The organism is Virgibacillus sp. AGTR (genome assembly GCF_016919725.2).
GTDB lineage: Bacteria > Bacillota > Bacilli > Bacillales > Amphibacillaceae > Virgibacillus > Virgibacillus salarius.
This window is the reverse complement of record NZ_JAJERH010000030.1, coordinates 15,963-28,475: the sequence shown is the minus strand read 5'-3', so window position 1 is coordinate 28,475 and position 12,513 is coordinate 15,963. Positions and strand designations below refer to the sequence as shown.

Here is a 12,513-nt window from a genome sequence, read left to right as displayed (position 1 = left end):
AAAAGAGAAAAGCACAGATATAATCGATTCACTTGTCCTCAATTTTTTTATCTCTTTTCCTAAGACCTTTCGGAAAGTTAAAAACGATAAGCATAATCCCTATAAATAAAATGCTATAGGCGATTATATTTGAAGTATCTTCATATATAAAATAGGCACCTACTGCAGTGAATACCCATCCGACTGCTTCCATAAGTAGATATCTAATCACAGCAAATCTCCTCTCTTTTATCTATTTCTAATAATAAAGTGAAACCTTCATCAGTGGGGGTTTTATTGCCAGTTATATGTGAGATAAAGTACTGAAGGTCTTTACAGTGAATACATATATAACTCGTAATATACCTATAAAAGTAATTAAAGCCATCCATATTCTCCCATATGGAGCAAGCACAGTGGTACTGCCTAGTGATCCTTCGATATAATAAGATACTAAAAATATAAGCTTGACACACTCCCTTTATGATGAGTAGTTTCCTCACTAACTGCTGTTGCCGTTAAAGAATGTGCTGTAAACAACCATAACAAGTAATACAGAGTCCTATTATCATAAGATGAGGTAGTTACTTAATGTCATTATCATACAAGTGCAAAGAATAATAATGCGTAAACTACGAACTCACTTTTAACCAAAGAGACAAGCAAGCCAACAAGTAATTAGTGAGCCTATTACTCTAATGATCGCATATCAGAAAAGGAATAATGGACCTAATTAAACAGAGCATACTAAATATGGGGTCAGATAAAATCCAATAACGAATAATCCGATAATTGATCCAATAATTACAAACGACAAGGACAAACTTGCAACTGATACACGGACATCAAACGCGGTAACAAATATCAGTAGTATAAATTTGACGGCGTACATACTAGCAAAATAAAAAGAAGTGAACGCTAAGCGTATCGTTACCTTCCAGAAATAAAAATCGCAAATGCTATAAGCCTTCAGCACGGATGTCACAACCTACATTATTCATCAAACACATATTTATCCCGACCTGCTCCCATGCCAAATAATACTACAATGAGTGCTACACTAATCAACGTTACTAGCGGAATATTCCATGAATGGGTAACATCATACAAATAGCCAATAACAATTGGACCAAAAGCTGCTAAAACATACCCACACGATTGTGCCATACCTGATAACTCCGCTGCCTGTTTTCCGGTTCGTGCTCGCATACTAAGTAGAGTTAATGCTAACGCAAATGTTCCACTAAGAGCAAAACCAATTAAGATTGTACTAATAACCATGACGACAATAGATTCACCTAGTAATAAGCCTGTATACCCGCTTACTGAACAAAATCCCATTGCCAAGACTAAGCCACGTTGTGATTTAAATTTACCAGCTAATACAGGAACGAGAAAACTAGCCGGTAACCCTATAAACTGTAAAAAAGATAACATCCATCCTGCAGCAGCTATACTAATGCCATAATCATGAAGTATTTCGGGCATCCATGAAATCGTCACATAGAACAAAAAAGATTGAAATCCCATAAATGCTGCTACTTGCCACGCTAAAGAAGACTTCCAGATACGGTTATCTGCAGCAGATTCAAAATGATATACCTGCTGTTTTGTAGGATTCCTGCGAACAAGATAAACCCATACACCAATTCCTATTAAAGCTGGAGTTGCCCAAACGAACAAGGCCACTTGCCAGCCTAATCCAAGTCCTTGAGCAATTGGTACACTTAGCCCTGAAGCTGTAGCAGCAAATATTCCCATTGCAGTGGAATAGATACTTGTCATAACAGCGACCTTTGCAGGATACTTTTCCTTAATGACACCAGGAAGAAGAACATTACATATCGCTATTCCTATACCAATGAGCAATGTTCCGCTGAAAAGCAAAAAAACTGTTGATAAGGAACGAATACTGATACCTATAAAAAGTAGAATTAAACCAAGTAACATGACTCGTTCATTCGTTAAACGATTTCCTAACTTTGGAACAATTGGAGACATAACAGCAAAAGCAATTAACGGCAAACTGGTTAATAGTCCTGCACTCCCATTTGAAAGTCCCAAGCTATCCCTTATTGTGCCAATAATTGGACCAACAGATGTAATAGACGGCCGTAAATTAAATGCTACAATAATAATTCCAAATACGAGAAGAAAACGATATACATTCGTTGTTTGTTCTTTCGATTGATGCATTTCCAACTAGAGGTGCTCCCTTCATAAATATATCCTTTCCTTAATATAGCATATCTCTACAAACACTATAAGCAGGAGATATTCATTCTCAAAATTAAAAACCTACAGGTCGGTACAATTATCGTTTGTTCTATGTTAAAAGGGAATGGATATAAATAAAGAGAACTTCAATCAGTGGGGCTTTTACTGCCAGATAGTATATGAGATAATTCACGTTGAAATAATGCCGAATACTAATATGATGCTTCATCAAAATCTGAAATATGACAGAGACTTTCCACCAAACGGCATCTACTAACATCCAACCAAAATTTGCTTAGACAAGTGGATCATCAGACTCGTGCTATCCTCGTATAACCCAGCCATTTCTAATGTCCAATAAAAAACCGGACTACGCTCCGGATATTTGTATCCTTAGATTATAGTTCGGCTATACCTTTATTTCCTTTGTCTTCATGAATCAATTAGTTAAAACATATGTACTTATCCATTCAAGCTGACATACAACCATTTTAGACTGAACTCTCTCCATATATTTACAGCAACACAAGTAATTGAATTCATTTGATGAAAATATTAATTGTTTTTTATGATAGGGAGAAAAACAACTTGCTATATGATTTTTTGGAAGTAAATTTTTCTCTGCTTGATGTTCAGAAAGCATATATCTAGACTTGTTCATATAATCCTCCTTATTCATTCCCCCTTTTTTGTAAGAACAGGTTGTACATAGTAGAGGTATTACAATTTATTTAATTCTAAAATAAACCTCCTATCCATTAATAATTCTAAATATCTAAGACTATATACTCATTATCTCATAGTAGTCAAGCATTTTAAATTTTGACATTAATGTCGAATTGAAGGGTATATTACTAGTGACAAGCGTTTTATTTCGTCGAATTCAATCAATTGTTGTCATAAAATCAATGAAAATCATGATTTCATCTAAGCATTTTGACGAAGTCTGCAAATTTTGTTTATTTGTGACAAAATTATGAACTTTTTTCATAAACATGTTATAAGTTATACAACTATCATAATCACTAGGTGTTCATCCATTCTTGCTCCTGTTTAAATTCTGTGTATATGCTTGTTTTATGGTATACTATAGGTAGAATTATGCATATACTAAAAAGACCACAGCTGCAACTGTGGTCAAAGATAAGCAGTTCCCCTAGGGATCGGCTTTCCGCAAATAGGCCTCTCCATGCATGTAAGGCTAAAGGGAGGTCTATTTTTTATTGATGATCCGTATGATCAGAGTCAAGAAAGCTACCAAAAAGGTGCCAAACGAAAACATCACCATAAACACTTCATAAATGTTCAATTGGCTCACCCCCTCAGAAAAAAATAGGGCTAGCCGATTGTCCTAAAAGAACGTTATCTGTTAATTAGTATATCATACATTATAAAATAAATACCTCGAAACAGAACATTTGTTTGCATTTAATTTAGGTTTCCTTGCTATATGATATACACCAAGCATCTAATGCTTGTATAATTTATTGTATGTAACTTTTAACAGACGATGTAATGCATTTGGTAGGATTCTATGTTAAAATGGTTATTTGTTAATTTTTCAGATAATTATCAGGTCAAATTAAGTTCTTTCATAGCTACTGTAAAAAATGAGCATATACACCATATAGTTGTCCTACTCTTGATTTAGAAAATTATAACCTAAACAAAAAACTGGGAGGCTTAGTATAGTCTCCCAGTTTTTTCTTTATTCTTCTACCTTTCCATTTTCATCATCTGGTCCACCGTAGAAATACTCATTTTCATCTACAGGTTGCCAATCTTCATTTGGTGTATAGAAACGTAATAGGTCACCATACAACACTTCATCGGAAAGCTCTAGCTCCTTCATAACTGTCTCATGCATTTCTTTCATTTCTGGAGTAGGCTCTTCAATAACCTCTTTTGTTGCATTATCGTAGTATTTCCCATCAACATAACTATATTTTTCTGTCATAAAGTTACCATTACGAAATGGGACGAAATCTTTATGATCCTCTGAAAACATGTCTGTACCAAATTGAATGTAATCTCTGGCATCAATTCCTAAAATATGCAGTAGCGTTGGCATAACATCGATTTGGCCACTATATTCATGATTAATACCTTGCCCTTCTACTCCTGGCACCTTAATCATGAAGGGCACACGCTGTAAATCAGCATTTTTCAATGGAGTAATTTCTTCTCCAGTAATCTCGGCCATTGCCCTGTTATGGTTATCAGATATTCCATAGTGGTCTCCATAGATCATAATAATTGAGTCCTCATATAAACCTGCTTCTTTCAAATCATTAAAGAATTGTTCTAACGATTCATCCAAATAGCGAGCTGTTTGGAAGTATCTGTCAACAGAACCATCTCCTGTTTCAGCTGGCTCAATACTTGCCTCTTCTTCATCAATGAGATACGGATGATGGTGAGTTAGAGTCATCATATGGGCATAAAATGGTTGATCCATTTCTTCAAGGTATTGCATTGATTCTTCGAAGAATGGTTTATCCTTTAAGCCATAATTAATAACATTTTCTTTACTCATATCAAAATACGCTTCATGATAAAACTCATCAATACCTAAGTGTTTATATACTTCATCACGATTCCAAAATGATTTACCATCTCCATGTAATACAGAACTTGTATAACCTTGTTGTTGTCCTAGTATAGCTGGTAGCCCTTGAAAAGTGTTACTACCTTTAGTAACAAAGGCTGCTCCTTGTGGTAACCCATATAATGAAGTATCTGTAATTAATTCTGCATCAGCTGTTTTACCTTGCTCTGTTTGATGGAAGAAGTTATCAAAATATGTGAAGCCTTTTTCCTGATCATGAACGAGAGAATTCAAAAATGGCGTAACTTCTTCTCCATGTAGCTTATAATCAATTAAGAATGATTGAAAAGACTCTAAATGAATTTTAATAATATTCTTTCCTTCACCCTTACCAAAATACGCTTCATTCGGTTCTGCATACTTCGATTTCGTGTAGTTCTCTACTTTTACGATGTCACTACTATCTGCTAGTACACGTCTAGTTGACGTTTTAGCACTTTGAATAGCATCATAAATGGTAAAGTTAAATGCTCCCAAATATTTCACTAAATAGTTTCTATCAAATGTTCTTTCTAATAACTGTGGACGGTCAGCTTCTGCTAATCCTAGATTAATAGTAAAAGCTAATACACCTGCAGCTAATACCATAAATGGCTTACGGAGTTGTATACGACTTACTGACCAACCTTTACGTATCGTGGTATACAATACGATTAGTAAAATGATATCGACTGCATACAGCAAATCATGCATTTGAGCTAAATCAGCAATACTTCCACCAATACTTCCAAAGTTATCTGTCTGCATTAACGTAGGAATGGTAATGAAATCACTATTGAAGCGATAGAACACGACGTTTGCATATAAGATAAATGAAAGAATTGCGTCTATTACGATAATCCATATTCCTGCTCTTCTACCTTTTGCAAATAAGGCTAGTCCGAGAAAAATTAATCCAGAACTGAGAGGATTAAAGAATAATAGAAATTCTTGCATTGCCCCACTTACACCTAGATTGAATTCAAATTTATATATCGTATACGTTTTTATCCAAAATAAAACCAGTGCAACCGCGAAGAACCCCATTTTTGTTGATACTAATTTCTTCACTTTTTTCACCTCTAATTTTAAATCTCAATTTTTAATTTGTTTAGTTATATCTTTAGCTAATAACGATTTTTAATTATAACGCAATCCTCCTATTTGGTCAAAGACTTTTCTGTGACTTTTTTTGGCATTATTTGTCGAACCCTTGATCCCTTAGCTTTACATAATAAAAAAACATGATATATTACCATGTTTTTCTATTTATTCCGCTTGTTTGGAGCTTGCTGTTACTCCAATCTGGGGTAGTATCTCTTTATTTATATACAACAAGATTCATTCCATGTATTACTTTCTTTAACCTGTATAATACTACAAATTAAATCGTTTAATTAACATATTTAATTCATCAGCTAAATCCGCTAGTTGGTCAGCGTTAGCGGCAACTTCTTCCATTGAACTACTGGTTTGTTGAGTCGAAGCAGAAGTTTGCTCCACACCAGCTGCTGATTCCTGTGAAATAGCTGCAATTTCACTTACTGAACCATTCATTTCTTTACTACTTTCAGCAATTCCTACTAAGTGATTTTTCACTGCTCTAATTTGTTCGGTCATATGTTTAACAGAGGTATAGATCGTATTAAATGTTTCTTCGGTCGACTCCATTTGACCTGTTCCCTCTTCTACTTCTCGATAACTTGTTTGTAGGGTAGTTACTACAAATTGTGACTCTGATTGAATATCTCCCACGGCATTTGTTATTTCATCTAACGACGAGGAAACCTGTTCTGCAAGCTTTCGAACTTCGTCCGCTACGACAGAAAAACCTTGGCCATGTTCACCTGCTCTTGCTGCTTCAATTGCTGCATTCAATGCAAGTAGATTTGTTTGCTCTGCTATGTCACTAATTACTGTTACTAAATTAGATATTTGCTGCGATTTAGTATCCAATCCTTCTACTCGCTGGACAGCATCCTTCACAATTTGATCAACTTTCCTAACTTGGTCCTTTGTAGATACCATAGTAACCTGTCCAGCTTCCGTTTGATCTAATATTTCAATAGAAGCATTCTGAATCATTTCGCTACTCGTATTTACTTCCTGAATACTTCGATCAAAATCATGCATCATACTTGCCAAGTTTCCTGCATGACTAGCTTGTCCTTCCGAACCTGATGCTAATTCCTGCATAGTTACAGCAACTTGCTCTGTACCTTGTTGAACTTCATTAGCCGCCTGTGTTAATGCTTCACTTTGGTCATTTACTTTTGAAGAAACTTGTTTCACTTTAGATAGGAGTTCCTTTAAATTAGCATTCATGGTATTAGCTGCATTGGTCAGTTGCCCAATTTCATCTTTTGTTTTAACCACCAACGGTTCATGGTTAAGCTTTCCTTCGGCAATAATATTCATTCGCTGCTTAACTAATTGCAATGGCCTCGTAATTGAATTTGATGTAATTAATGCAATCAAGGCTCCTAGTATAATGACTACTGCAGTAACCACTATACCAATTATAAGTAAGGAATTGCCTGTTTCAATCATCGACTCTCCCATGCTATTGATAGTTCTTTCTTTATCTGCTGCTAAATCCTTAAATCCACTTATCAAATCATTTGCAAGTGGCTGCACCTGGCTCGTCATAATGAGCATTGCTTTTTCTTTGTCTCCACTATCATACTCCTTAAAAACTTTATCCGTTAGATGGCCCCACTCAATTTTTTTATCCATTAAAGATTTTACTTGCTTTGAATCTGCGTGATCCAACACAAAATTCTCAAGCTTGATTGTTTCTTCCACTGTATCCTTAAAGTTCTGTTTGTATTTATTTTCACCATATAACAAATATCCGCGGATTTGACTTGTCCGTTCAGCCATATTTATAGCCAGCTGTTCATCTGCCACTAATAGCTGCATTTCTTCTTTTATTATCTCTTTTGTGTTTGCATTGCTCTGTTTCATACCAATAAAATTTGTAATGCCTAGCAATAGTACCAATATGATGATGACAGAAAACGCAACGAACAACTTCATTTTTATGCTCTTAAATGTCAATACTTTTTTCAATTCTGTTCCTCCTGATTTACAAAACTAGTTGTTTTTATTCCGATCAATGTTCTGTGTATCAATTTCATAATTCGGTAATATAAGAACTTCAACTCGTCTATTTTTCGCGCGATTTTTCTCGCTTGAATTAGGTACAGCTGGTTGATGCGGTCCATACCCTTTAGCGCTAAATTTAGTTGGATCTAGTTTTTCATTTTTTAATAATAAATGCATGAAATTGACAGCTCGAGTCACACTTAATTCCCAGTTTGAAGTAAATTCGGCATAATTAATTGGGCGATCATCCGTATGACCACTAACTACCACTTGATGGGGCGGGTCCGTATAAAGAAACTCTGATACTTCCTCCGCAATTTGCTTACCATTCGTCGAAACTTCAGCACTCCCAGAATCAAATGATATATCGTTTAATATAGATATTAACAATCCTTCATCTGTCAGTTTTGTGTCTAATTTATCATGGAGCCCTTTTTCAGCAATATATTTATTCATTTGATTCTGTACTTCTTGTAAATCCTTTAGTTCCTGTTCATTTGGTGTTAATTGTTTCTCTTCTTCTTTGTTGTCCTCATCAACTTTATTTGGGAGTTCAATAGAATGATTACTCTCCTCTAAGATACCTTGTCCTCCAGAAAACTCATTTTGAAACACACGTGATAATTCTTTGTATTTTTGTGTATCAACCTCACTCATTGCAAATAATACGATGAATAGAGCGAGCAATAATGTTAATAAATCGGAATAGGGAAGTAACCATGATTCATCAATATGATGTTGTTTTCGCTGTCTATTTCTACGCATCTGTCTCATCCTTTTTTAAGGAAGCAAATTCCTTCGTTGACAAATACGAGCCTAGTTTATCTTGTACAACCATTGCAGAATTACCAACTGTAATAGATAACATTCCTTCCAGCATGATCTCCTTTATTTGCACTTCTTTTTTCGATTTTTCTCTAAGCTTATTTGCAAAAGGATGCCAAAGTACATATCCTGAAAAAATACCTAACAAAGTGGCAATAAACGCAGCGGATATAGCATGTCCAAGCACATCCATATTCTGCATATCACCTAATGCAGCTATCAACCCAATTACTGCCCCTAACACACCTAAGGTCGGCGCATATGTACCTGCTTGAGAGAAAACAGCAACTCCCTCCTGATGTCTGTCTTCCATAGCATTAATTTTCTCTAGCATAACTTCTCGAATAAACTCAGGAGACTGTCCATCTACTACAAACTGTAAGCCAGACTGTAAAAAAGGATCATCAATTTCCTTTAGCTGCTTTTCTAATGACAATAGACCTTCTTTTCTCGTTTGATCAGCTAATTGTGTAAACATCTCAACTACTTCTCTATGATTATATTGTTGTTTATCCGAAAAAATAATTTTCACTAAAGCTGGAATCTTTTTAAGTGTACTCATTGGAAAAGCAATACAAACAGATGCAGCAGTACCTATAAAAATAATTAATATAGCCGCTGGATTAACGAGTGCAACCAGATCAACTCCTTTTAATACCATTCCTACGCCAACTGCAATAATTCCTAAAAAGATTCCTATAATAGATGTTTTGTCCACATTTAATCCTCCTGTTCAAATTACATAACTTTCCATCAAAAAAGCTATCCTGATAACGAATAGCCAAAAAACCTCTTTTATTTATAGTTGTGAACACCTCACCTAGCTGATGTAGGAAAAGTGTCACTTCTATATAAGAAGAAACAAATAAAAGAAAATACTTGGCAACCAGGCGATCATAGATAGAATCCTTAGACCCTAGGCTTTGCGTCCTCCCCTTTCGAAAAGTTTGCCCTTATCAACCATGTCATGTTCATTTTTGTATACCATTGTTATCGGCAGGATTTTTAAAATGATAAAGATAAAATTGGAAATATGTGCTTTTTTATAAGTCTATATATCTATTGCATATGTGTAAAAACTGTTAATAATTTCTTATGTCTCTTTAATTCTAGGCATTTTTACCGATAATAATGACGTACAATTATTAACAACAAATTGAAATAAAGACAGGAGTGAAAAATATGACCTTTGCCAATGCTGAAAAATTAGCAGAAACAAATATTCATCCATTATTACAATCTTTTGTCACCGTTGGACCATTTTTACAAAGCTTAATAAATGATGATATAACAATTGGAATTTATGATACAGAAAAGTTAGTGATCAACTTTCCAGCGGAAACATTCTCGCTTAATGTAAATCCTGGTGACCCTTTAGTAGAAGGGGATATTGTTACAAATGCTATTTTAGAGAATAAAAATCAAGCAGCCATTGTCCCTGCAGAACTATTCGGCGTAAACCTAATTGCTCGAGCTATTCCTCTACACGACGAAGAAGGAAATGTTATTGGTGGTGTAGGAGTAGGCCTAAGTGTTGAAAAAGCAAATCAGCTATCGGAAGTTGCAACAAATTTATCTGCCGTGTTTGATGATGTGACTAATACGATTCAAGATATGGCTGAGTCCATTACCGGGCTTGCCAGTAACATGTCCTTTATTTCAGAAAAAGCTACAGAAGTCACAAATCGCGTTGATACCATTGAAAAAGTATCAAATGTTGTCAAGGGGATAGCCGATCAAAGTAATTTATTAGGGCTTAATGCAGCAATTGAATCAGCGAGAGCTGGGGAACACGGAAGAGGATTTTCTGTTGTAGCAGATGAAATTAGAAATATGGCAGCTAATTCAAAAGACCAGGTAACAGAAATACACACCATTACGGATAATATTAAGGAAGTAATATCTAATCTCGATACCTATATTCAGGATGCCAACTTAGAATCAGACAGTCAATCGGCAGCGATCGAAGAGCTAACTGCCACAATGCAGGAAATAAATGGGAACATACACACATTGGCACAATTAGCGAAAGAGAACATTCAACTAAAAAATTAAACAAGGAGTGATACAAATGGATTTCAAAAAATTAAACAGTCAATACATTAACGGAACATGGCGTGAGGGTTCATCAACCACAATAATGGAGAATAAAAATCCATATAACGGAGAAATTATTGCTACTTACAAAGCTGCAACTACAGATGATTTGAATCAGGCTTATCAAGCTTCAGCCTCCGTACAAAAACAGTGGGCAAATACTAATCCAACTACACAGCGAGAAGTGTTTGAAAAGGCTGTACATTTCATTGAAAGCAACCATGAATCGATTGTATCCATTATTATTGAAGAAATTGGTGGAACCCGACTAAAGGCTGAATTCGAAATCGGGCTCGTAACAAATATAATAAAAGAGGCTTCCACTTTTCCATTTCGTATGGATGGAAAAATATTAACTTCACCAATTGATCATAAGGAAAATAGAGTGTATCGTGTACCTGTTGGAGTAGTTGGTGTAATTAGTCCATTTAATTTTCCATTCTTTCTCTCCATGAAATCAGTAGCTACAGCATTAGCATCTGGTAATGGCGTCGTATTGAAACCACATGAGCATACAGCGATTACTGGTGGAACAATGATTGCCAAAATTTTTGAAGACGCTGGATTACCAAAGGGATTATTAAATGTCATTACTACGGAAATTGCTGAAATTGGCGATTATTTTGTGGAACATCCAATTCCACGAGCTATTTCTTTTACTGGATCTACAAAAGTTGGAAAACATATCGGTGCAGTGGCTGGAAAAAACTTAAAGGAAGCTCATTTAGAGTTAGGTGGTAACAGTGCTCTTGTTGTTCTTGACGACGCTGATATGGATTTAGCAGTAAGTGCTGCAGTTTTTAGTCGTTTCACCCATCAAGGACAAATTTGTATGTCTGCAAATCGCTTAATTGTTCATGAAGACGTGTATGACGAATTTGTAGAAAAATATCAAGCAAAAGTATCAACATTAACTTGCGGCGACCCAAGTGATCCAACTACAATTATTGGACCACTTATCAATGAGCAACAAGTGAAAAATACCGTGAATTTGATTGAAAAAGGAATTGAGGAAGGTGCAACGCCGATTGTCCACGGAGGAGTTAAAGGAAATGTTGTGGAACCAGTAGTATTTACAGATGTTACACCAGACATGACATTAGCAAATGAGGAGCTATTTGCTCCAGTCATATCGATAATGAAAGTTTCCAGTGATGAAGAGGTTATTGCTTATGCCAATAAAAGTGATTATGGATTAAGTGGAGCCATTCACACAAGAGATGTGGAACGAGGAGCAGAGCTCGCAAAGCAAATGGATACTGGTATGATCCATATTAATGATGGTACGATTAACGACGAACCAAATGTTGCCTTCGGTGGTGTGAAAAATTCTGGACTTGGCCGATTAAATGGAGAGTGGAGCTTAGATGCCTTCACAACATTTAAATGGATTAGTATACAACATAAAGCACGACAATATCCTTATAGTTAATGGATTGACTTCCGAAGGGGCTGCCTTAAAAGCAGCCCTTTTTTGAATACAAAAATTAATAAAATTGGTTTTACTTATTAGATCAAGAAACCGCCCCTATAACAGTTTGCTAGTTAAAAACCTACTGTCTAAAAGTGATAAATCGATCAGTTGTAATGAATTTATAGGGACTGGTATTATTTTATTTCTTAACTACATTTTAAATATGTAGTAATTTGTCGATATAAAAAGAAATACATGATTAAACATTCCCCCTAATATAAGGGAA

At 35.3% G+C, this 12,513-nt stretch carries 9 protein-coding genes and 1 riboswitch; of the genes, 2 read left to right on the top strand and 7 right to left on the bottom strand.

All coding sequences use genetic code 11. From position 1 onward, the window contains the following. Positions 1-28: 28 nt before the first annotated feature. The 7 genes from JUJ52_RS12335 to motA form a co-directional block, all read right to left on the bottom strand. Entirely contained in the window at positions 29-211 is a 183-nt protein-coding gene (locus tag JUJ52_RS12335) for a hypothetical protein (RefSeq protein WP_026679932.1), read from the bottom strand. A gap of 761 nt (positions 212-972) precedes the next feature. Next, on the bottom strand, positions 973-2,175 hold the full coding sequence (locus JUJ52_RS12330; protein WP_121605942.1) for a CynX/NimT family MFS transporter: 1,203 nt from the start codon (positions 2,173-2,175) through the stop codon (positions 973-975). Between the two features lie 1,234 nt (positions 2,176-3,409). Then, positions 3,410-3,490, bottom strand: a complete 81-nt coding sequence (locus JUJ52_RS12325; protein ID WP_228088988.1) for a putative holin-like toxin — start codon at positions 3,488-3,490, stop codon at positions 3,410-3,412. A 414-nt stretch (positions 3,491-3,904) separates the two neighbouring features. Next, complete coding sequence (gene ltaS, locus JUJ52_RS12320; RefSeq protein WP_308036034.1) at positions 3,905-5,854, bottom strand: lipoteichoic acid synthase; 1,950 nt, start codon at positions 5,852-5,854, stop codon at positions 3,905-3,907. A gap of 306 nt (positions 5,855-6,160) precedes the next feature. Further along, positions 6,161-7,855 carry a methyl-accepting chemotaxis protein gene (locus JUJ52_RS12315; RefSeq protein WP_121605691.1) on the bottom strand — a complete coding sequence of 565 codons (1,695 nt, stop codon included), beginning with the start codon at positions 7,853-7,855 and terminating at the stop codon, positions 6,161-6,163. A gap of 24 nt (positions 7,856-7,879) precedes the next feature. Continuing rightward, a complete protein-coding gene (motB, locus tag JUJ52_RS12310; protein ID WP_026679937.1) occupies positions 7,880-8,656 on the bottom strand; it encodes a flagellar motor protein MotB in 777 nt (258 codons plus the stop codon). Beyond that, positions 8,649-9,434, bottom strand: coding sequence for a flagellar motor stator protein MotA (gene motA / locus JUJ52_RS12305; RefSeq protein ID WP_026679938.1), 786 nt, complete (start codon positions 9,432-9,434; stop codon positions 8,649-8,651). The genes motB and motA overlap by 8 nt, the downstream gene beginning before the upstream one ends. A 160-nt stretch (positions 9,435-9,594) precedes the next feature. Continuing rightward, a riboswitch (cyclic di-GMP riboswitch) is annotated at positions 9,595-9,678 on the bottom strand. A 220-nt stretch (positions 9,679-9,898) separates the two neighbouring features. On the opposite strand from motA, the gene JUJ52_RS12300 reads away from it, so the two are divergent. Together JUJ52_RS12300 and JUJ52_RS12295 are read left to right on the top strand one after the other, a co-directional pair. Continuing rightward, complete coding sequence (locus JUJ52_RS12300; RefSeq protein WP_034678428.1) at positions 9,899-10,771, top strand: methyl-accepting chemotaxis protein; 873 nt, start codon at positions 9,899-9,901, stop codon at positions 10,769-10,771. Between the two features lie 16 nt (positions 10,772-10,787). Beyond that, a complete protein-coding gene (locus JUJ52_RS12295; RefSeq protein WP_121605692.1) occupies positions 10,788-12,245 on the top strand; it encodes an aldehyde dehydrogenase family protein in 1,458 nt (485 codons plus the stop codon). The last annotated feature ends 268 nt before the right edge of the window (positions 12,246-12,513 follow it).

Coding starts and splice junctions, on each gene's coding strand:
- JUJ52_RS12330 (WP_121605942.1), bottom strand. CDS start 2,175: ATGCATCAATCGAAAGAACAAACAACGAATGTATATCGTTTTCTTCTC.
- motB (WP_026679937.1), bottom strand. CDS start 8,656: ATGCGTAGAAATAGACAGCGAAAACAACATCATATTGATGAATCATGG.
- JUJ52_RS12300 (WP_034678428.1), top strand. CDS start 9,899: ATGACCTTTGCCAATGCTGAAAAATTAGCAGAAACAAATATTCATCCA.
- JUJ52_RS12295 (WP_121605692.1), top strand. CDS start 10,788: ATGGATTTCAAAAAATTAAACAGTCAATACATTAACGGAACATGGCGT.